This is a genomic window from Desulfonatronum zhilinae (assembly GCF_900182865.1).
GTDB lineage: Bacteria > Desulfobacterota > Desulfovibrionia > Desulfovibrionales > Desulfonatronaceae > Desulfonatronum > Desulfonatronum lacustre.
In genome coordinates this window covers 67,646-89,922 of record NZ_FXUJ01000006.1, presented here as the reverse complement: position 1 = coordinate 89,922, position 22,277 = coordinate 67,646, and the positions used below count along the sequence as shown (strand labels likewise).

The window sequence follows — 22,277 nt, the reverse complement described above, 5'->3', positions numbered from 1 at the left end:
TGTTTACAACCGATTATTCACTCTGTAGGATAAAAAAGTTTTCACTCATGATCTTGCCCAACTCGGTTTCCCCGGGAGGTTGGCAATGACAGCCACCTCGAAGATCACGTCCAAAGGGCGGACAACCATTCCTCAAGACGTTCGAAAAGCCATGCTGATTGGCCCTGGAGACGTTATCGTCCGGGAAATTAAGCAGGAAGGCGTGGCTGGCGTTCGGCGACTGTCGGACCTTGAGGTTGACTATCTTCATTGCCTGGAGAGCACGTTGAGCGAGTGGGATGGCCCCTTTGACAACGTTGCGTATCGTGACTTGTGAATGGTTTCAACTGGAGAAGACCATGAACACGATCCTGATCGGCAAGGGCCGGGAGCAGGTGTTTCTGCATGGACGGTACGCCAACCGGCACGGGATGATCGCCGGGGCCACTGGGACGGGGAAGAGCGTTTCCCTGATGGTCCTGGCCGAGGGCTTTTCCCGGCTCGGGGTGCCGGTGTTTCTGGCGGACGTCAAGGGCGACCTGGCCGGGCTGGCCATGCCCGGGGCCATGAACGACCGGATCCGGTCGCGGTTGGAGAGCATCGGGATCGAGGGCTACGCCAACGAGTCGAATCCGGTCCTGTTTTGGGACATCTTCGGCGTGCTGGGGCACCCGCTGCGCACCACGGTCTCCCAGATGGGGCCGACCCTGCTGGCCCGGCTGATGGAGCTCAACGACACCCAGGCCGGGGTGCTGGAGATCGTCTTCCGTCTGGCGGACGAGGAAGGGCTGCTCCTGCTGGACCTCAAGGACCTGCGCTCCCTGCTGATCTTCACCTCCGAAAACGTGAAGAGCGTGTCGGCCCGGTTCGGGCTGGTTCACGCCTCGTCCCTGGCTGCGATCCAGCGGGCCCTGCTTCGGTTGGACGGGGACGGCGGCGACCTGTTTTTCGGCGAACCGGCCCTGGAATTGACGGATTTCATGCGCCAGGACATGTCCGGGCGGGGGATCGTCAACGTCCTGGCCGCCGAGAAACTGTATCTGCGGCCCAGGATGTATTCCAGCTTCCTGCTCTGGATGCTCTCGGAGCTGTTCGAAACCCTGCCGGAGGTCGGGGACCGGGATCTGCCGAAGATGGTCTTTTTTTTCGACGAGGCCCATCTGCTGTTCGCCGACGCGCCGTCGGCCCTGCGGCAACGGGTGGAGCAGGTGGTCCGGCTGATCCGGTCCAAGGGCGTGGGCGTGTATTTTTGCAGCCAGTATCCGGACGACGTGCCCCAGGAGATTCTGGGGCAGTTGGGCAACCGCATCCAGCACGCGCTGAGGGCCTACACGCCGCGAGACCAAAAGGCCGTGCGCACGGCGGCCCAGACCTTTCCGCCCAATCCCGCGGTGGACGTGCTCCAGTCCCTGACCGCCATGGCCGTGGGCGAGGCCCTGGTGACCACCTTGCAGGACAAGGGCATCCCGCTGCCCGTGGAACGGGCTCTGGTCGCCCCGCCCCGTTGCCGGATCGGCGTGATCACGCCGGAGGAACGGCAACTTGTTCGCGGACGCAGCCCTTTGAGCGGGAAATACGACACGCCTGTTGACCGTGAGTCCGCCTATGAAATCCTCCAGGCCCGGGCCGCGGAGGCTGTGGCAGCGAAATCAATTGAGAGCACCGCTTCTGGAGGGAAATCGACCCGAAGCGAGGAAGCCGCGGGCGGCGGTGGGGCTACCGGTGGTGTCTCAGGGGCCATGCGGGACTTCCTGTTTGGCTCCAAGCGCCGTCAGGGCGCCCTGGAGGCCATGGGCAAGTCCGCCATGCGCACCGTGGGCAGCCAGATCGGTCGTCAGGTGCTGCGCGGCGTACTGGGCGGACTGCTGGGCGGCAGGAAGTAAGGCACGCCCGTTACTATCGGTCGGCTATATCGCTCGATATTTTCATCAATCTTTCAACCACATCACACATGACACAAAATACCATCAATCCGGCCCTTAGGAACATTGCGATCATCGCCCACGTCGACCACGGCAAGACCACCCTGGTGGACGCCCTGTTCAGGCAAAGCGGGCTGTTTCGGGACAATCAGGAAGTGGCCGAGCGGATCATGGACTCCATGGATCTGGAGCGGGAGCGCGGGATCACCATCGCGGCCAAGAACTGCGCCGTGACCTGGAAAGGCGTGAAGATCAACATTATCGACACCCCGGGGCACGCGGACTTCGGCGGGGAGGTGGAACGCTCCCTGTCCATGGCCGACGGCGCGGTGCTCCTGGTGGACGCCTCGGAAGGCCCTCTGCCCCAGACCCGGTTCGTGCTCAAGAAGACCCTGGAAGCCAGGCTGAAGGTCATCGTGGTCATCAACAAGATCGATCGTCAGGACGCCCGGGTGTCCGAGGTGCTGGACGAGGTCTACGATCTGTTCATCGACCTGGACGCTTCCGAGGAGCAACTCGATTTTCCGGTCTTGTACGCCATTGCCCGGGACGGGGTGGCCAAACGCTCCCTGGACGAGCCCGGGGAAAATCTGCACCCGCTGTTTGACGCGATTCTGCAAACCATACCCGGACCGACCTATGATTCGGATATGCCGTTTCAGATGCTGGTGGCGGACCTGGGCTATTCGGACTATTTGGGCCGCCTGGCCATCGGGCGGGTGGTCAATGGCCGGGCCAGGCAGAACGAGCAGCTGGTCTGCATCAACGCTTCGGCGGAGCTTCTTCCGCTGCGGGTCACCAAATTGCAGACCTACGCGGGTCTGTCACTGAAAGAGGTGGGCGAGGTGGAACCCGGAGACATCGCGGTGCTGGCCGGGATCGAAAACGTGCATATCGGGGACACCATCTGTACCAAGGCCGAACCCTCGGCCTTGAAGCGGATCGCCGTGGACGAGCCCACCGTGGCCATGAAGTTCACCATCAATACCTCGCCGCTGGCCGGACGGGAGGGCAAGTTCGTCCAGTCCCGGAAAATATGGGAGCGGCTGGTCAAGGAATCCCTGAGCAACGTGGCCATCCGCGTGGAAGAGACCGAGGACCGGGACAGCTTTGTGGTCAAGGGCCGGGGCGAGTTTCAGATGGCCATTTTGATCGAAACCATGCGTCGGGAAGGGTACGAACTGAGCGTTGGCCGACCCGAGGTGATCTACAAGGATGTGGACGGGAAGCGGCACGAACCCATGGAGCACCTGTTCGTGGACTGCGAGGAGATTTTTCTTGGGGTGGTCACGGAAAAGCTGTCCATCCGCAAGGGACGGATGTCCAATCTGGTGAACAAGGGCACCGGCCGGGTGCGGGTGGAATTCTCCATTCCTTCCAGGGGTCTGATCGGTTACCGGGACGAGTTTCTGACCGACACCAAGGGGACCGGGGTGATGAACTCCTACTTTTCCGGGTATGAGGAATACCGGGGAGACTTCCCGACCCGGTTCATGGGCTCCATCGTGGCGGACCGGTCCGGGACCGCCGTACCCTACGCCCTGTTCAACCTGGAGCCCCGGGGCAGGCTGTTCGTTTCACCGGGCGAGCCGGTCTACGAAGGCATGATCGTCGGCGAGCACAACCGGGAGAGCGACCTGAACGTCAATGCCTGCAAGGAAAAGAAACTGACCAACATGCGCGCTTCGGGCAAGGACGAGGCGGTCATCCTGACGCCGGTGCCGCCGTTGACCCTGGAGTGGGCTCTGCATTTCATCCGGGAGGACGAACTGCTGGAGGTCACGCCGCATTCCATCCGGCTGCGCAAGACGATTCTTTCTGCCTCCAAACGGCATGTTCTGGGGGGGAAATAGAAACGGAGCGGGGTGGAGTTCCTGGCACGACGGCAAGAAAGTCGAAGGACGCAAGACGCCCCTGGAAGATGTTCCGGGGGCTCGCGGAGCGTAAAAAAAAGCGAGAAAGGGGGCCGGGCCGAGGCGGAGCTTTGGGCAGCCGCCCCCTTGCCGTACGGGGTTGCCTATTTTTCCCGAAAAACGATCCGTCCCTTGGTCAGGTCGTAGGGAGACAGCTGGACGCGGACCTTGTCTCCGGGCAGGATGCGGATTCGGAACTTGCGCATTTTCCCGCACAAATGCCCCAAAATAGTGTGCCCGGTCTCCAGCTCCACGGAAAACAGGGTGCTCGGCAAGGCTTCCTGAACAATGCCGCTCATTTCAATACATTCTTCCTTGGCCATTTGGCCTCCTTGGGTTGTCTTGTTCAAGGCCCGCGGGGATGAAAAAAGCCCCGCCCTCACGAAGATAGAGGACGGGGCTTCGCAAGGGCCTTATTGAATCAATGCAGTCGGGTAGCCGTTACCAGCGCTTGGACTGACGGTTCCTGTCCCCGTAGCCGCCGCCACCGCCACTGGGACGGGGGGCACGTTCCTGAGCTTCGTTGATGCGCAGGCTACGTCCCTGGAAATCCTTGCCGTCCAACGCCTCCTGAGCGGAACGGGCTCCGGCTTCGTTCATTTCCACGAAGGCGAAACCACGCGGACGACCTGTTTCACGATCACTAATCAAGGCCACGGAAAGAACTTCGCCATAGGTGGCGAACAGATCGCGAATATCGTCTTCCTGGGCGGTAAAAGGCAAATTCCCAACATACAACTTACTTGACATGCGAATAACTCCAAAAAAGGTTGAGGCGGACATTCTGTCTCTCTGAATCCGGGCACACCCCGGTGTTCAGGTAGAACGGGACTCCGCCGTTGCAAATCGAATTCAAAGTAACTACTCGGATTGGATTGGGCTGTCAACAAAAACATTTTGCCGTGAGCATTTCTTCAGAACGTGAATCTTTGAGGAGACCGCATCAGTGTTTGGCGTCGCCGCGAAGTATTGTCGAGACGCCGGTTTTGGTCGTGCCGGGCTCGTGCTGATCGGGCCGTCGCTTTCAGATTCAAACCGAACAATCAGGAGCGTGAACGTTGAGCATTCGTCAGGGCATTCTTCTGCTCGGCGCGATAGCCGCGCTGAGTCTTGCATATCTGCTGGCGGAGAGCGCCGTGCGGCGAACGGCCGCGTACCGGGCGCAACGGATCGTGGCCGAGGAACTGCGTCTGGTTCCGGCCTTGTCGGCCATCGTGCACGAACTGCAACGCGAGCGCGGGCTGACTTCCGGTTATTTGGGCCGTCCTTCCCGGGAACACCTGGAGCTGATGCTCGCCCAGCGCGAGCGCACGGACGAGGTGCTTGCCGGGCATCCCCTGTCCGACGCGGAGGTGCGGCGGCTGCACGCGGAGCTTCAGGCGATGCGCGTCCAGGCCCTGGACGGGAACGTGTCCTGGACCGCGCCCCATGCCTTTTACACCAGGGAGGTGGAGCGGATTGTGGGCCGTCTGGCCGAACTGACGCGGACCAGCCCCGTGGTTCCGGAGGATCTCCAAGCCCTGGTGCATCTCGTGACGGCCAAGGAAGATCTGGGCCAGATTCGCTCCCTGGTGAATCGTTCCCTGCAAGACTGGAAGAACGTGGACGTGGAGACCAGCTATGCCGCGGCCCGTCTTGAAACCCGGGTGCGCTCCAGACTGGACCTTTTTCGAGGCAACGCTTCCTCCGAGGCTCTGGCCGTCTTTGATCGGGTGGTCGCCGGGGACGCGGTCCGGGAAGCCCTGGAACTTGTTTCTCTGATCGCCTCTCCGCGCTACAGGGAGGTGAACGTTGAAGGCGATTCCTGGTTTGACCTGGTCAGTCCGCCCATTGACGGAATCCGGAAAGTGGAAAGGACGGTCCTGGAGACGGTGGCCCGAAACGTGGACGATCTGATGCGCGCCGTTCGTTCCGGACTTGCGCGGGACATCGTCCTGATCATGGGGATCGGCCTGCTGGTGTTCGGCTTGGTGGTCTACACCATGCGCAAGGTGCTCCACGCCCTGGACGCGCTGACCGCAAGTATCGACAAGGTCGTCGAAAGCCGCGATTTTTCCACCCGTATCCGTGTTTCAGCCCAAGGAGAAGCCGGGATCATCGTGCGCGGATTCAACAAACTGCTGGACGCCGCCGAGGGGTTGCTCAAGGAAAAGCATCGCCTGGCCTATACCGACGCCCTGACCGGCATCCCCAACCGGCTCTACTTCAACGAGGTCGCCCACAACGCGCTGGCCCGCAGACAGCGCCATCCCGGCTCCTTGTCCTTGATCATCCTGGACATCGATCACTTCAAAAAAGTCAACGACACCTTCGGCCACGACGTAGGAGACGACGTGCTGCGCGAGTTCAGCGCCCGCATTCAGGGAGCGATCCGGAGCATCGATCTTTTCGCCCGCTGGGGCGGGGAGGAGTTTGTGATCCTGCTGCCCGACGACGGCCCCGAAGCTGCGGCTCTTTTGGCTGAAAAGCTTCGTCTGATGGTGGAGTCCGAACCCTTTGCCGGAGCGGGCCGGATCACCTCCAGCTTCGGGGTGGCCGGGCTCCTGCCCGACGAGGAGTTCGACGGCCTGTGCAAGCGGGCTGATCAGGCCCTGTACGAAAGCAAACACCAGGGCCGCAACAGGGTCACCGTTGCCTGAGCACGATTCTTACCCAGCCGGCCTTATCCGGCGTCCTGCTCTCGCTTCGGCAGCCATCGCGCCAGCGCGTCGCACAAGGAACGAGGATCAATGGGCTTGGTCAGATGGTCGTCCATGCCTGCTTCCTTGGAGCGTTCCCTGTCTTCCCGCATCGCTCCGGCGGTCATGGCGATTATCGGCATTCGCCGAGAGGGCTGAGGGCTGAAACCTGAGGGCTGAGGTTCAGAGAGCCGATCTCCGACGTCTGTCTCCTGTCTCCTGACTCCTGCCTCCTGACCTCTAATCCTTCTCGTCGCTTCCAGTCCGTCCATTCCGGGCATTTGCACGTCCATCAGCACCAGGTCGTAGTCGTTTTGTTCCAGGGCTTTGAGGGCTTCCAGGCCGTTGGCCGCGACGTCGGCTTGGAGGCCCAGTTTTTTGAGAATTCCCAGGGCCACCGTCTGGTTGACCTGATTGTCCTCCACCAGCAGCACGCGTCCGACAAATAGTGGGTAGTCGGTGATCGGTGATGCGTGGTTCCGGTTGCTCGGCGCGGCCTCGGGGCTTTTCCGGTCCTGTACGGCCAGCGGAATCACGAACCAGAATCCCGATCCCTCTCCGACGCGGCTTTCCACGCCCATCTTGCCGCCCATCAGTTCGACGAGCTGCTTGCAGATGGCCAGGCCCAGGCCGCTGCCTCCGTACTTGCGGGTGCTTGAGGCATCCGCCTGTTGGAACTTCTCGAACACCCCGGCCAGCTTGTCCTCGGAGATGCCGATTCCGGTGTCCAGGACCGTGAAGCGGAGCAGGACGGTTGACCCGTCTGACTGTTCAACGGCAACCCGGACCTCCACTCCTCCTTGATCCGTGAACTTCAGGGCGTTTTCCATCAGATTGATCAGAACCTGGCGTAATCGAAGCGAATCGCCGAGCAGAGAGGGCGGGACGTCCGGGGTCAGGGAGCAGGACAGGGACAATTGTTTGCCGCGTGCCCGGTGGGCCATGATCGAGGTCAATTCATCCAGAATTTGGGCGAGATCGAACGGGACGACTTCCAGTTCCAGCTTTCCGGATTCGACCTTGGTAAGGTCCAGGATATCGTTGATCAGCCCCAACAGGACCTCGGCGCTGGAGAGGATCGTTCCGGCCAGATTCCGCTGTTCATCCGTCAGCGGCGTATCCAGAAGCAACCGGGACAATCCGATCACACCGTTCATCGGGGTCCGGATTTCATGGCTCATATTGGCCAGAAACGCCGATTTGGCCTGATTGGCGGCCTCGGCCCGGTGTATGGCCTCCTGGAGTCGGCCTTCGATGGCCTTGCGCTCGGAGATGTCCACATGGGTGCCCACCATTCTGGTGGCCTTGCCGGCTTGGTCACGGGACACCGCGCTGCCTCGTCCCTGAATCCAGAGCCAGTCCCCGGCCTTGGTCCGCATCCGGAATTCCACTTCAAATTTTTCCAGGCGGTTTTCCAGGCAGTCCGTAATCCGTTCCCAGGCCAGGGGCAGGTCGTCCGGATGCACGTTGTCGGACCAGAACTGGACGCTGGGAGCGATTTCGCCCGGAGCGTAGCCGAGCATGGTGGTGTAGGCCGGGCTGAAATAGATTTCGTCGGTTTCCAGGTTCCAGTCCCACAGTCCGTCCCGTGTGGCGTCCATGGCCAACTGGAAGCGTTCCTGGCTGTTGCGCAAAGCCTTCTCGGCCTTGATCCGGTCCGTAATGTCCATGCCGAACTTGAGGATCACATCCCGTCCATCCGGCCATGTGATCACCTTTTCCGTGACCAGCAGATGCTGCCCTAAAACAGTGTTTTCATGCTCTTTCTGGAGGGTTTGGTCCGGGTTTTGAACCAAAGAGGGATTGCCGCAGAACGAACAGGGGCAATCCGCTCGTTGCAACACGTCATAACAGATCCGGCCCTCCAAGGTCGTACCGTAAGCCTTCTGCATGGCCTTGTTGGCAAAGAGGATTTCATAGGTACTCGGATTGACGACATACACGTATTGCCCCATGCTGTCGAAAATCGAGAGAACCTGGGCACGCTCCTGGCGCAAGGCGTCTTCGGAACTTTTGATGCGCAACGTCGCCTGCACCTGGGCGAGAAAAAAATGTGGATTCACCGGCTTGGTCAGGAACCCGGTCCCTCCGGCCCGCAGGGCCTGGGCCTGATTCTCCGGCTTGGTCATGATGCCGGACACGAACAGCACATGGCTCCGGCTCATTTCCGGATCGGCCTTGATCCGGCGACAGAGTTCCAGGCCGTCAATATCAGGCAAGGAGACATCCAGGAGAATCAGATCCGGCTGCTCCCGAGCGGCAATTTCCCAGGCCTTGGCTCCGGAGTCCGCGATCAGCAGGTAGCACATCGCGGGGGCCAGGATTTGCCGGGCCACGGTCAGGAAGTCGGGGTCGTCGTCGACGATCAGGATGGTCTGCATGGTTCTCAAAGGGTGTTCAGGTTTCAGGAATCATTCGGCCAAAGACGCATGTCTGGCTGGTTAAAGCTCGGTGTGGCCAGGCCGTGGCGGAGGAGTAAGTGGTATAAGGGAGTCTTGAGATCATCAATTCCTTCAATAATTCATCCATCAAGTTGCTTTGGACGCTGCTGCCGATGTCTAGCACAATGCTCTGTTCATCTTCCATAATGAGTCTGACCTCTGTTTTTCGGCAACCGTTCCAGAATCTTCCGTAAATCCTCCATCCTTACCGGCTTGGCCAAGTAATCGTCCATCCCGGCGGCCAGGAACTTTTCCTTGTCTCCAACCATGGCGTAGGCGGTCAGGGCGATGATGGGAATGCGTCGGGAAGGCTGAGGGCTGAAACTTGAAACCTGAGGGGCGGAGTGCTGATCTTTGACTACTGAGTCCTGTTTTTCGGTCTCAGCCGCGCGGATGCGCTGGGTCGCTTCCAGGCCGTCCATCACCGGCATCTGGATGTCCATCAGGATGACGTCGAATTCTTGGTCATTGAGCAGTTCCAGGACCTGTCTGCCGTTTTCGGCGAGGGTGACCTGGTGTCCGGCGATTTTCAATTGTTCCTGGGTGGGAAACGCATTGGACGGATCGTCCTCGGCCAGAAGAATGCGCAAGCCGGTTGGAGCGGAAGCGGGAGGCCGCGGGGAGTCCTTGCTGGTCACGGCGTCGCTTGGGAGCTTGAAGTACAGGGCGAAGTATGCCGAAGTGCCTTCACCTTCCCGGCTTTCCACGCAGAGATGCCCATCCATGAGTTCGATCAATCGCTTGATGATGGCCAGTCCCAGCCCGGCTCCCTGGTGCCTGCGGGTGTAGGAGCCGTCCACCTGCGTAAACGGCTGGAAAAGTTCCTGCAGCTTGTTCTCAGGGATGCCGATGCCCGTGTCGGTCACGGTGAAGAGGATGCGAACGGCTTCGGGTTTCCAGGAGCGGATCGGGACCATTTCCACGGTGATTTTTCCGGCATCGCTGAATTTCAAGGCATTGCCGACGAGGTTGAAGAGAATTTGCCGGACACGGGCTTCGTCGCCGACCAGGCGCGGCGGAATGGCGGGGTCAAGAGTGCACTCCAGGGCGATGCCCTTGCTTTGGGCCGTGACGGTGAACAGGCCGGTGATGGAGTCTTGGAGTTCTTCAAGGCTGAATGTCGATTCATGGATCTCCATCTTGCCCGCTTCGACCCGTGACAGGTCGAGAATGTCGGACAGCAGCGTGGTCAGACGCTGGGCGGAACCGGTGGCCAGCTGAATGAAGCGGTGTTGCTTGTCGTCCAGTTTGGTGGTGTTCAGAAGTTGCAGCATGCCCATGACGCCGTTGATCGGAGTGCGGATTTCGTGGCTCATATTGGCCAGGAATTCGGATTTGGCCTGGTTGGCGGCTTCGGCCTGTTCCTTGGCCAGGAGCAAGGCGTGTTCATGCTTTCTTTGGTCCGTGACGTCCTGCACCGCCGAGAGAATGAAGTTTTCGCCTTTGATCTCCGTAATCAAGCCTTGCAGACGGACCGGCACCCGGTGGCCGTCCGCGTGCATATATTCTTTCTCGATTGGCCCGTACCGCCCGGTTTCGGCGAGAGATCGCAGTTGAGCCTGCTCCAGGGGCGCATACTCCTCCGGCGTAATATCCCAATACGTCAGAGAGAACGTCTCCTCGACAGTGCGGCCGATGATCCGCGCATAGGCGGGATTGACGTCCACGAGGCTCCCGTCCATACGACAAAGCGCCAATCCGACGGGGGATTCGTCGAACAGGGTCCGGCTGTATTTTCTTTCATCCCGCACCTGTTCCTCGGACTGCTCGTGGACCAGACGCCGGACCATCAGGCTGCCGAGCAGGGCGGTGGCCATGGGATAGATCAGCATCACCGGCACGGCGATGTTGGAAAAGACCTGGAACGCGACATCCCTGGGCAGGAAAACCGTCATGATGAGCATGCCGATGTGGACGACGATTCCGAAGGCGAGGAGTTCGAGCCATGGGGTTGTTTCCAGCTGCTTTTTCCGCGCATATCGCCAGACGAGACCGATGATCCCCGAGGCCAGGATTACCGAAACGCCCATCCAGACGCCCGAACCGCCTTGATACAGGCGCAAGGCGGCCGTCATGACCATGGTCGCCGCCACGGGAATGGCCCCGAAAAACAGGCCGGTTATGCTGATCAAGACCGACCTCGTATCGAACATCACGCCGGGAAGCATGGTCCACGGGGTCAGCATGACCACCATGCCGATGCCTCCGAGAAGCAGCCCGACAAAGACCTTCTGGAGCAAAAAGAGTTCCCCGCTCCGCCACCTGGACGCGAAAATGTCGAAAAGCAGTGCCGTGGCCAGCAACAGCGCGGCGTTCTGCGCCAAGGCGACTATGGCTGAAGACAATGGTTCCATGCTGGTCTCCCAAACAAAACGATGCGTTGCGTTAAGATCATGAGCCGTGATGTTGTGGTAGCCATGGCTCGGTTCAGGCCGGTCGCCCAATGATCTTTTCCAAGGCTTTTCCCAGGTCTTTCATCTTCACCGGCTTGGCCAGATAGGCGTTCATCCCGGCTTCCAGAAATTTCTCCCGGTCTCCGGTCATGGCATAGGCGGTCAGGGCGATGATGGGGATGTCTTTCTTGGGACCGAGGTCGGTGGATGAGCGGATGGCCCCGGTGGCTTGGATGCCGTTCATCACCGGCATCTGGATGTCCATCAGAATGACGTCGAAATCCAGAGACTTGAGCAGGTCGAGGGCTTGTTGCCCATCCTCGGCCAGAGTAACGATATGCCCGGATTTTTCAAGCAAAAGGCGGGTGGGCAGAGCATTGGACGGATCGTCTTCGGCCAGCAAAATGCGCAAGCCGGGCGAGGCGGAAGTGGGCGACGTCGGAGCTTCCCGGGTCGCGGCGTCATCGGGGAGCCTGAAGTACAGGGCGAAGTGGACCGAGGTGCCTTCACCTTCGCGGCTTTCCACGCAAAGGTGCCCGTCCATGAGTTCAACCAGCCGCTTGACAATGGCCAGCCCCAGCCCGGCACCTTGGTGTTTTCGGGTGTAGGAGCCATCGACTTGCGTGAACGGCTGGAAAAGGTCCTTCAGCTTGTTCTCGGGTATGCCGATGCCCGTGTCGGTCACGGCGAAGAGGATGCGGACGGCTTCGGGTTTCCAGGACCGGATCGGGACCATTTCCACGGTGATTTTTCCGGCATCGCTGAATTTCAAGGCATTGCCGACGAGGTTGAAGAGAATTTGCCGGACCCGGGCTTCGTCGCCGACCAGACGCGGCGGGATGGCGGGATCAACGGTGCACTCCAGGGCGATGCCCTTGCTTTGGGCCGTGACGGTGAACAGGCCGGTGATGGAGTCTTGGAGTTCGTCCAGGCGGAATGTCGACTCATGGATCTCCATCTTCCGCGCTTCAACCCGTGACAGGTCGAGAATGTCGGACAGCAGCCTGGTCAGACGCTCGGCGGAACCGGTGGCCAGCTGAATGTAGCGGTGTTGCTTGGCATCCAGTTTGGTGGTCTTCAGAAGTTGCAGCATGCCCATGATGCCGTTGATCGGAGTGCGGATTTCGTGGCTCATGTTGGCCAGGAATTCGCTCTTGGCCCGGTTGGCGGCTTCAGCCTGTTCCTTGGCAGTAAGCAACGCCTCCTCCGCCAGATACCGAGAGGTGACGTCCTGGTTTACGATGATGGCTGCTTCGATCTTGCCATTCTCGTCCAGCACCGGAGCGGTATAGTTGAGGATGATCTTCTTTTTTCCGTCAAAGGCGTCGATCTCCAGGAGTTCGTCGACAATGGTCTCGCCACTGTTCACGGTGCGCGCCAAGGCCCAGTCGTTCGGCGCGATCTCTTCTCCGGAGGGCAGACGTCTGGCCTTGAAAACGCCGTACTTCTCCTGATCAACGTGGGGCTCCGCCCCCCAGATGGCCACGCCGGCCGGGTTGCCCTGCATGAGCTTTCCGTTTTTATCCGCGATCCATAGACCGATGGGCAGGATTTCAAAGACCTTTCTGAACAGGTTTTCGCTTCGGCGCAGCGTCTCGGCCGCTTTCTTCCGTTCCGTGACGTCGATTCCAATGCCGATTCGGGTACCATCATCCAGCCGGATGTTCGACCATTCCGAAACCACGGGCTCGCCGGATTTCGTCCGAACCGTGAACTCCTTCCATTCCACGGTGGCTTTTTCCATATACTCCCGGGCATTCCGGCGATAAACCGGATCGGGGTATGCTTTTTCCATCAGATCGATATTCTTCACTTCCTCTGTTCGCCAGCCGATTTTCTTTTCAAATTCTTTGTTCAGATAAAGAATTTGGGCACCTGGATCGTAGCGGGTGATCATCACGGGAATATTGTCGATGATGGCTTTCAACGCGGCTTTTTCATTTCGTAAACGCTCTTCACTCTTTTTTCGCTCCGTAATGTCGCGGCAGACGCAAAAGACGAGCTTTTTCCCGTTTATAACGGCTCCATTCGTACTGATTTCGACTTCGTAGAACGATCCGTCCTTGCGCCGGTGACGTGTTTCGAAATGATCTCCAGCGAAATCGACATCCTGAATCATCTTCTGGAGTTGCTCGCGCGTCCATTGGGTGTCCCAATCCCATGCGTGGAGTTGGAGGACCTCTTCCGGGGTATGCCCGAGCATCTCGGCAAAGCGCTTGTTCGTTTCATGGACGCCGCCGTCCCGGTTCAGCACGACGATTCCATCCCTGGATTGATCGACCAGAATGCGCCGCCGGACTTGCTCGTTTTTCAACGCCTCTTCGGCCTGCTTCCGCTGGGAAATGTCCGTAATGAATCCCTGATAAGCCCTGATCCGTCCATCCCGATCTCTCAGAACGCGGGCGCTTCTGCTCACCCACAGCATTGTCCCGTTCTTGCGAAGCATTCGAATTTCCTGGTCGAGCACCTCACCTTCCGCCTCCAGGACCGCCTTGAATTCTTCTCTGTCTCGCGGATCGACATAGAGTTGCGCGGCGATGTCGGTGATTGAGTCGAGCAGGTCACGCGGCGTCTCAAATCCAAACATTTTTGCCGCCGCGGGGTTGGCAGCAAGGAATCGCCCCTCGGGAGTGGAAGTGAAAATGCCGATGGGCGCGTTCTTGAAGACGTCCTGAAGGCTGGAGCCTGGGTCTGGCCCGGAGTCTGGGGCTCTGTCGTCTTTGAAAGGGAACGTCTCGGACATGGACGGCTCCTGTGTTGAAGGATGGATGCGCTTGGCGGACAGAGGAGATAAACATGCCGGGAGAAGCAGGTCGGAATCAAGACACTCAGTAGGAAGGCATGGTTTTCGTCGTTTCGAGCAGGCCCCCGAAGCACCAATGAAATCGTTGGGCGAACTGGACTTTTCCGGGTCAGTTTAGGCAAGAGAAGGCAAAAACATCAACTCTTATTTTCGGGTCAAGAAGGTGCCGGAAGGCATATGTTCGCGGTGATCCGTTTATGCAGGCATTCACTGAAAGAAGGGTCGCTGTATGATATTATGGGAAAAACACCATAAACGATCATGCGGCCCAGCCTGATTTCTTGTTGCTGAAACCTGACTTGTTTGTCAGATTACGTGCTCGTCATTGGCCGGGTTTTCAGATAGCGAGTAGGCCGTATTGATTTCTGTATTTGGTCCTGCGCTTTTTCGTCCATCCAGAGCTCAGAGGAGCGACATGGGCGAGTTTTTCCCGGTCTTCGTCGGGTTGTCCAGAACGCCGCGCTGCGACCCACACATTCCCATCGTTGCCTGGACCGCTCATGTCATGCATGGAGATCGGGAGTGGTTCCTGGAAGCCGGAATGAACGACTACTTGGCCTAATCGGTAAAGACGCGGCTTCAAAAAGCGCTGGAGCGGATTAATATCCGAGGGGGGAGTTATGACGATTATGGTGAATGTTCAGGAAGCCGAGGCCCATTTTTCAAGTCTGTTGGAACAAGCACATGCGGGGCAGGAGATCATTCTCGCCAAGGCCGGCAAACCGTATGCCCGATTGACCTCCCTGCCGCCCGACGTTTCCTTCCGGAAACCGGGGCGACTGCCAGGGAGAGTCGGCGATGTCTTTTTCGAGCCATTGCCTGAAGAAGAGCTTACAGCTTGGGAAAAACCATGAGGTTGTTGCTCGATACCCACGCCTTGTTGTGGTGGTTCACCGACGATCCAAGGCTTTCCGCGACAGCCAGGAGTGCGATTGCCGACAACAATAATCGCATTTTCGTCAGTGCAGCAAGCGCTTGGGAAATCGCAACGAAGCATCGAATTGGTAAGTTGGGGGATATTCCGGATGTCGTCTCGCGATTTCCGGAGTTGATAGATGCTGACGGCTTCACGCATCTCCCGGTTACCTACCTCCATGCTTTGCGTGCCGGATATTTCCTCGCCGCACATCGCGATCCGTTCGATCGTATGCTCGCCGCTCAAAGCGAAATCGAAGATTTGCCTCTTGTCACATGCGATTCGGCGCTCACGGCATTTTCTTGTCGAATCCTGTGGTAGGCCTAACAGTCCGTTGAAAAACTCCCAATTGCTGCGTCGCTGCAAAAAGTTCAAACTCTCACGTATGAATAAATACGCTTCGACCTTGAACTTTTTTTGCTCCTTGCACTTGGGTTTTTGAACGGACTGCCGGATAAGGACTTTTTCAACACTCAGCTAAAGCCTTCATCCGAGCTGTAATTATCCTGAAAGGTTAAAGGCCCTTCCGATGACCACAAAATATTCAAGCGCTGAAACTCGATGTCGTTCCGACGAGACCAAGCATGGAACCAGCGGCTGGATTGCCGGGCTGCCGGGGACATGCCTGCTGGTATTGTTTTTGGTGCTGCTTGCCGTGCCGTCGTTTTCCCACGAGGTCGAGGGGGTATGGGAACACCAGCCTTCGTTGTCCGATCAGCTGTTGGCCACCATCCTCCAGACCGCGCCCACGGGCATCGGGATGGTTGAAAATCGGGTGATTTCCAGCGTCAACGACTATGTTTTGGAGCTGACCGGCTACAGCCGGGAGGAGCTGATCGGCCAAAGCGCGCGGATGCTCTACCCCACGCAGGAGGACTACGACTACGTTGGGCGGGAAAAATATCGTCAAATTTCCCAAAAGGGTACGGGGTCCGTGGAAACCCGCTGGCTGCGCAAGGACGGGGCCGTCCTGGACGTCATCCTTTCCTCGACTCCCCTGGACCCGGAGGACCTGTCCGCCGGAGTGACCTTCACCGTGTTGGACATCACGCAGCGCAAGCAGTCCGAGGAGCGGTTCGCCAAGGCCTTTCACTCTAGTCCGGCGCCGCTGGTCATTTCGGATATCGAGACCGGGCTGTTCATCGACGTCAACGAGCGCTGGAACGAGATGCTCGGGTATGCCGGGGAGGAGTTGATCGGACGGACTTCCAAGGAGGTCGGCATCTGGGCCGATCCCGCGGACCGGGACCGCATCGTGGCCAAGATAGCGGAGCAAGGGTTCTTCAAGGACGAGCCGATCCAGTTCATGACCAAGGATGGAGAGGCCAGGTACGCCTTGTGGTCCGCCGAGGTCGTGCTGCTGAACGGACACCGGGTGATGCTGTCCCTGATCCTTGACGAAACCGAGCGCAAGCTGGCCGAGGCGGCCTTGTCCACCCGGACCCGTCTTTTTCTGGGCGTCCTGACGGCCTTCTCCGCCGTGCTCCTGGTGCTGGTCGTGCAAATGGCCTGGAATATCCGCCAGCGGGAAAAGATGACTCGGGACCTGCAGGCCAGTGAGGAGAACCTCGCCACCACCCTGCATTCCATCGGCGACGGCGTGATCGCCACGGACGCCCGAGGTCTGGTGACCAATATGAATCAGGTCGCGGAAAAGCTTTGCGGCTGGTCTTTGGCTGAAGCCAAAGGCAAGTCGTTGAACGAAGTGTTTCGCATCGTCGACGCCCGGACCCGGAAGGTCATGGAAAATCCCGTACATCAAGTGATTCAGTCCGGCCGGATCGTGGGCCTGGCCAACCACACCCTGCTGCTCTCCAGGGATGGCGAGGAATACCAGATCGCCGACAGCGCGGCCCCCATCCGCGACCGCCAAGGCACGATAACCGGCGTGGTGCTGGTGTTCCGTGACGTGACCGAGGAGTATGCCGTGGAGGAGCGGTTGCGGCAAAGCGAGCAACGTTTTCAGGCGTTCATGGATGAGACCCCGGTGTACGCTTACATTAAGGACGAGAGTCTCGCCCATGTGTACAGAAACAGGCGGGTTGCGAAATTGGTGAACGTCTCGGCCGGTCAAGCCGGCGGGGATTCGGCGCGGGCGCTTTTCGATCCGGCGACCGCCGATTTGCTCGAGGAGGCGGACAGGCGGATTCTCTCCGGTGAACAGGATAGAATCGAGCTGGAATATCTGGCTCACATCGGAGGAGAACAACGCTGGTTGAATGACGTCAAGTTCGCCTTGATCCTGGCCGACGGCCGGAGAGCGGTGGGCGGATTGGCCTACGACGTCTCCGAGCGCAAGCAGGCCGAGGCGGAGCGGGAAAAAATGCAGGCTCAGTTGTTCCAGGCGCAGAAGATGGAATCCGTGGGCATTCTTGCCGGAGGCGTGGCCCACGATTTCAACAACCTGCTCCAGGCCATGGGCGGCAATATCGAGCTGTTGCTTGCGGACAAGTCCGACCACCATCCTGACGTCGACCGCCTGAAGGCCGCGCTGCATTCCATCCAGCGGGCCGCCCAGTTGGTCAGGCAATTGCTTCTGTTCAGTCGCAAGGAGGGATCATGTCGGGTACCGGTGGACCTGAACCGGGAAGTGGAAGGCGTGGCGGACATGCTGCGGCGGACCATCCCCAAGATGGTCGCCGTGGAAACGCGTCTTGATCCCGGGCTTTGGCCGCTCTTGGCCGATCCCGTACAGATCGAACAGGTGCTGCTCAACCTGGCGAACAACTCGGTGGACGCCATGCCGGACGGAGGAATGTTTCGCATCGAAACCGGCAATGTGGTTCTGGACGAAGGCTTTGTCCGGATGCATCCCGGCTCCGATCTCGGCCGCCACGTGCTGTTGACCGTCATGGATACGGGCCGCGGCATGGACAAGGAAACACTGATTCACATTTTTGATCCCTTTTACACCACCAAGACCGTGGGCAAGGGTACCGGGCTGGGACTGGCCTCGGTGTACGGCATCGTCAAGAGCCACGGCGGCTACATCCAATGCTACAGCGAACCAGGGCAGGGGACCGTGTTCAGAATCTACCTGCCCGCGGCGGACGGACATGCGCCGGAAGAGGAGACGGAGCGGAACAGCCCGTTGGCCACGGGCCATGGCCAGGGAGAAACCATTCTGGTGGTGGACGACGAGCCGGAAATCCGTGAATTGACCCGTGAGGCCTTGGAGGCTTTGGGGTTCAAGGTGAAAAGCGCGGTCAGCGGGGAAGAGGCCCTGGAAACATACCGCCGGGAGGGCGAGGGAATCGATTTGGTGCTGCTGGATCTGAACATGCCCGGCATGGGCGGGCACAGATGCCTGCAAGAACTGCTGCGCGTCGACCCGCTGGTCAAGGTGGTGATCGCCAGCGGCTACTCATCGGAAGGGCACGGTCGACAATCCCTGTCCGCCGGCGCCAAGGGCTTTATCGGTAAGCCGTATCAATTGCGGGATTTGGAGGCCGTGATTCGGGAGGTTTTGGAGCGGTGAGATTTCGATTTGGATGGACGAGGCGGTGAGTCCGTCGTCCGGGCGGCAAGGTGACGACAAGATATCGACGTGTCCGCGTCGGAAAGCCAGGGGTTGCGATGAACGTGTCAATTATGCATGACATCAGCCGTGCGAGCGTGAGGTCGTCCGGAACGGCGTTGAAACGGATTATGGTGCTGGTCGCGGTGGTCCTGTTGGCCGTGCTCGCGTTCTCCGTGCCGGACGACGGCATCGCGAGCGGGCGGCCCATCGTCGTCAGCGGCGACGACAACTATCCTCCGTTCGCCTTTCTTGATCAGGACGGCGCTCCCGCCGGATTCATGCTCGACCTGACCCGGGCCGTTGCCCAGGCGATGGAGATGGACCTGGAAATCCGTCTGGATCCCTGGCCCGTGGTTCGCGAACAACTGATTCAGGGCGACATCGACGTGGTGCAGGGCATGCTTTACTCCCCGGGACGGGATGCGACCCATGATTTCAGCCCTCCGGTCGCGGTCATTCATTACGTGGCCGTGGTGCGCAAGGGCGAAGTCGATCCGCCGGGGGATTTGGCCGATTTGGCCGGGATGCGCTTCGTGGTCCAGCGCGGCGACATCATGCACGATTACGTCGTGGACCATGGCCTGGAAGACCAGGCCGCGGTCGTCGATTCCTTGCGGGACGTGCTGCGCGAACTGGCCCGGGGGCGGCACGAGGTGGCCCTGTTGCCCAGGCTTTCCGCGATGTACTGGATTGAAAAGGATGGTTGGAACAATCTGGTCGTGGGCCGTCATTCGTTGTTTTCCGCGGGTTTTTGCTATGCCGTGCTCAAGGGGCGGGACGATCTTCTGGCCCTTTTCAGCGAAGGCTTGCAGGTGCTCAGGGACAACAACGAATACCGTCGGATCTATGAAAAATGGATGGGGGTCTACGAAGAGGGTCCGCACTCGTTTCTCGACTTCGCGCGGTATTTCGGGATGGTGCTGCTGCCGTTGGTCGTGCTGCTGCTCGTCGCGCTGTTGTGGTCCTGGGCCTTGCGGCGGCAGGTCCGGTTGCGGACGCTCCAGCTTGCGGCCAGCGAGCAGAAGTACCGGGCGTTTTTCGAAAACAGCCTGGACGCGATCCTGTTGACCACGCCCCAGGGCGGGATTCTCGCGGCCAATCCCGCGGCGTGCGCCATGTTCGGGCGAACGGAGGAGGAAATCATCCAGGCGGGCCGCCGCGGGCTGGTGGACATGTCGGACCCCCGGCTTCCGGAGTTGCTGGAACAGCGATGCGCCCACGGGAAGGCGTTGGGTGAATTGACCTTCACCCGCAAGGACGGTTCCCGGTTCCCCGCGGAGGTCAGTTCGTCCGCTTTCCGGGACTGCGAAGGCCGCGACGTGACCAGCATGATCATCCGCGACGCCACCGAGCGCAGGCAGGCCGAACGGGATCTGCTTCAGGCCAAGGAGCAGGCCGAGGCCGCCAACAAGGCCAAGAGTGAGTTTTTGGCCAACATGAGCCATGAAATCCGCACGCCCTTGAACGGCATCATGGGACTGATGCAGCTCTTGCAGACCACGACCCTGGACGCGGATCAGCAAAAATACGTGCAAATGGTCTTCACCTCGGCCAACCGCCTGACCCGTCTGCTTTCGGACATTCTGGACCTGTCCATGATCGAGGCCGGGAAACTGTCGATTTATGAGGCCGAGTTTTCGGTCAGGGACCTGGGAAATTCCGTCATGGAGCTGTTCACGGTGCAGGCCCGGGACAAGGGCGTGGACCTGAAATGCACCTTGGACCCGGCCCTGCCCCCGCGGGTCGTCGGGGACGAGGCCCGGATTCGGCAGGTGCTGTTCAATCTGATGGGCAACGCCCTGAAGTTCACGGATCGCGGCGAGGTCCGGGTGGACATGACGCCCCTGGCTCCGGTCCGGGGAGAAGACGTCCGGATATTGTTCACCGTCTCGGACACCGGGATCGGCATTCCCGAGGACAAGCTCGGCGGGCTGTTCAGGCCCTTTGTCCAGGTGGACGGCTCCTACACCCGCAAACACCAAGGCGCGGGCCTGGGGCTGGCCATCGTCAAGCGGATCGTGGACCTGCTGCAAGGCCACGCCTTCGTGGAAAGCGTCGTGGGCGAGGGAACCACGGTGTACGTGGTCCTGCCCTTCACGCTGCCTGACGATCTGGTTCTCTCGCATGGGATGCGTCCCCAGAGATCATGACCGTCGACAATCCCTCCACCTGTGCCGACGCGTCCCAGCTTCGGGCCTTGTTTGATCATTTTACGGACGTCATCCTCGTGGCGGACGACCAGGGTCGATACCTGGACGCCAATCCCTCGGCCCGCGCGCTGACGGGGTATGACCGGGAGGAATTGCTGACCATGTGCGTGGGCGATTTGACGCCGCCGGAGCTTCGAGCCGAATGGCTCGACCATTGGCGGACTTTTTTGGCCCGGGGCGCGAGCCGGGGGGTATATGAACTGCGGCGCAAGGACGGCGGGCGGGTGGCGATTGAGTATTCCGCGGTCCCCAATTACTTGCCCGGCAGGCATGTCTCTTTTTTTCGGGACGTTACGGCCAGGACGCAGCTTGAGAAGCAGATTCGCGGCAGCCGCGACATGCTGTTGGCCCTCCTCGACAGCATCACCGATCCCTTGTTTTTGCTCGATGCGGATAATCGCGTCCTGCTCCTGAACACTCCGGCGCTGCATGGAATACGTGAGAATAATTTTGGTGCGGTGGTCGGACAAAAGCTGGAATGGTTTCTGCCCCGGCTCGTCGCGAATCCTGACCACCAGGGCCGTATCCTGGCCTTGGTCTCCGAAGGGCGCCCGGCCATGCTGGAACTCTGGACACGGGACGATCCGAAGCGAATAGAACTGTTCATGGTCCATCCCGTGGCTCAGGGTCGTTTGAAAGGCCAGGGGCGGGTTCTGCGGGTCATGGACTTGACGCATATCCGGTTCGCCGAGGAGCAACTGGCCCGCAAGGACAAATTGGCCTCCCTGGGGTTGCTGGTTTCGAGTTTCATGCACGAGATCAACAATCCCAACAATTTTTTGGTGCTCAACATCCCCGTGCTCCGCGACTATCTGGAGGAAGTGCTGCCCATTGTGGACGCCCATGCCCGAACACGGCCGGAATTGCGTCTTTGCGGCATGTCCTGGCCGGATCTGCGCGAGGATTTGTCCTTGCTGCTTCAAAATATGGAGCACGGTTCGGAGCGGATCACGAAAATCGTCGCCCGCCTGAAGGGGTTTTTATCCGGGGACGGGTTGGGTCTCGTCTCGGAGATCAAGGTCGTCCAGCCCGGGGAGGTGATTCGGAAAGCCCTGATGATGTGCGCGTCCTGGATGCACAAGCAAAACGTCATCGTGCAAGCGGACCTGGACCGGGCGCCGGAACGGCTGCGCACGTCGCCGGGGGTGCTGGAGCAGGCGCTGGTCAACCTGCTGACCAACGCGGTTCAGGCCATGGACAAGCCCGATCGCTGGGTCAAGATTCGCGCTGTTCAGGGGCCCGGCCCGTCGCCCTGCCTGATCCTGGAGGTGCGGGACAACGGGCGGGGCATGGACCCCCGGACCAGGGCCGGATTGTTTCAGCCGTTTTTTTCCACCAAGGAGTCGGGCAGCGGCCTGGGATTGTACATTTCCCGCAAGCTGGTGGAACACCTGGGCGGGACGTTGGAGGCGGAGAGCATCCCCGGTCGGGGAAGCCTGTTTCGGGTCGTGCTTCCGGAAGCCGGACAAACCGGTATGAACGAAGCCGGTGATTTCCTGTAA

Annotated in this window: 15 protein-coding genes; 10 read left to right on the top strand and 5 right to left on the bottom strand. The window is 59.8% G+C overall.

The window, feature by feature from the left end; translation table 11 throughout:
• Window positions 1-85: 85 nt before the first annotated feature.
• The 3 genes from AC559A_RS06985 (at window position 86) to typA (ending at window position 3,754) form a co-directional block, all read left to right on the top strand.
• Complete coding sequence (locus AC559A_RS06985; protein WP_498817061.1) at window positions 86-316, top strand: AbrB/MazE/SpoVT family DNA-binding domain-containing protein; 231 nt, start codon at window positions 86-88, stop codon at window positions 314-316.
• A gap of 22 nt (window positions 317-338) precedes the next feature.
• Complete coding sequence (locus tag AC559A_RS06980) at window positions 339-1,862, top strand: helicase HerA-like domain-containing protein (RefSeq protein ID WP_498817059.1); 1,524 nt, start codon at window positions 339-341, stop codon at window positions 1,860-1,862.
• Window positions 1,863-1,930: 68 nt separating this feature from the next.
• Complete coding sequence (typA, locus tag AC559A_RS06975; RefSeq protein ID WP_028572252.1) at window positions 1,931-3,754, top strand: translational GTPase TypA; 1,824 nt, start codon at window positions 1,931-1,933, stop codon at window positions 3,752-3,754.
• A gap of 164 nt (window positions 3,755-3,918) precedes the next feature.
• Here the strand turns inward: typA and infA are convergent, their stop codons facing one another.
• Window positions 3,919-4,137: a translation initiation factor IF-1 gene (gene infA, locus AC559A_RS06970; RefSeq protein ID WP_028572251.1), complete on the bottom strand. Its 219-nt coding sequence runs from the start codon at window positions 4,135-4,137 to the stop codon at window positions 3,919-3,921.
• 118 nt (window positions 4,138-4,255) lie between these two features.
• Complete coding sequence (locus tag AC559A_RS06965; RefSeq protein WP_028572250.1) at window positions 4,256-4,564, bottom strand: RNA recognition motif domain-containing protein; 309 nt, start codon at window positions 4,562-4,564, stop codon at window positions 4,256-4,258.
• Window positions 4,565-4,872: 308 nt separating this feature from the next.
• Between AC559A_RS06965 and AC559A_RS06960 the strand changes: the two genes are divergently transcribed.
• Window positions 4,873-6,453, top strand: a complete 1,581-nt coding sequence (locus AC559A_RS06960; protein ID WP_498817056.1) for a GGDEF domain-containing protein — start codon at window positions 4,873-4,875, stop codon at window positions 6,451-6,453.
• Between the two features lie 23 nt (window positions 6,454-6,476).
• Here the strand turns inward: AC559A_RS06960 and AC559A_RS06955 are convergent, their stop codons facing one another.
• The 3 genes from AC559A_RS06955 to AC559A_RS06945 all read right to left on the bottom strand — a co-directional run bounded on the left by AC559A_RS06955 (window position 6,477) and on the right by AC559A_RS06945 (window position 14,069).
• On the bottom strand, window positions 6,477-8,873 hold the full coding sequence (locus AC559A_RS06955; protein ID WP_498817054.1) for a response regulator: 2,397 nt from the start codon (window positions 8,871-8,873) through the stop codon (window positions 6,477-6,479).
• 194 nt (window positions 8,874-9,067) lie between these two features.
• On the bottom strand, window positions 9,068-11,287 hold the full coding sequence (locus AC559A_RS06950; protein WP_498817052.1) for a LytS/YhcK type 5TM receptor domain-containing protein: 2,220 nt from the start codon (window positions 11,285-11,287) through the stop codon (window positions 9,068-9,070).
• A gap of 73 nt (window positions 11,288-11,360) precedes the next feature.
• Complete coding sequence (locus AC559A_RS06945; protein ID WP_498817050.1) at window positions 11,361-14,069, bottom strand: PAS domain-containing hybrid sensor histidine kinase/response regulator; 2,709 nt, start codon at window positions 14,067-14,069, stop codon at window positions 11,361-11,363.
• A gap of 475 nt (window positions 14,070-14,544) precedes the next feature.
• On the opposite strand from AC559A_RS06945, the gene AC559A_RS06940 reads away from it, so the two are divergent.
• From AC559A_RS06940 to AC559A_RS06915, 6 genes are all read left to right on the top strand, one after another.
• On the top strand, window positions 14,545-14,691 hold the full coding sequence (locus AC559A_RS06940) for a hypothetical protein (protein ID WP_498817048.1): 147 nt from the start codon (window positions 14,545-14,547) through the stop codon (window positions 14,689-14,691).
• A 58-nt stretch (window positions 14,692-14,749) separates the two neighbouring features.
• Window positions 14,750-14,983 carry a type II toxin-antitoxin system Phd/YefM family antitoxin gene (locus AC559A_RS06935; protein WP_498817046.1) on the top strand — a complete coding sequence of 78 codons (234 nt, stop codon included), beginning with the start codon at window positions 14,750-14,752 and terminating at the stop codon, window positions 14,981-14,983.
• A complete protein-coding gene (locus AC559A_RS06930) occupies window positions 14,968-15,366 on the top strand; it encodes a type II toxin-antitoxin system VapC family toxin (protein ID WP_498817044.1) in 399 nt (132 codons plus the stop codon). The genes AC559A_RS06935 and AC559A_RS06930 overlap by 16 nt, the downstream gene beginning before the upstream one ends.
• Before the next feature lie 208 nt (window positions 15,367-15,574).
• Window positions 15,575-18,523 (top strand): PAS domain S-box protein, encoded by a 2,949-nt coding sequence (locus AC559A_RS06925; RefSeq protein WP_498817042.1) that lies wholly within the window; start codon window positions 15,575-15,577, stop codon window positions 18,521-18,523.
• A gap of 158 nt (window positions 18,524-18,681) precedes the next feature.
• Window positions 18,682-20,715: an ATP-binding protein gene (locus AC559A_RS06920; RefSeq protein WP_498817041.1), complete on the top strand. Its 2,034-nt coding sequence runs from the start codon at window positions 18,682-18,684 to the stop codon at window positions 20,713-20,715.
• Entirely contained in the window at window positions 20,712-22,277 is a 1,566-nt protein-coding gene (locus AC559A_RS06915) for a PAS domain-containing sensor histidine kinase (protein ID WP_498817039.1), read from the top strand. Before AC559A_RS06920 ends, AC559A_RS06915 begins: the two co-directional genes overlap by 4 nt.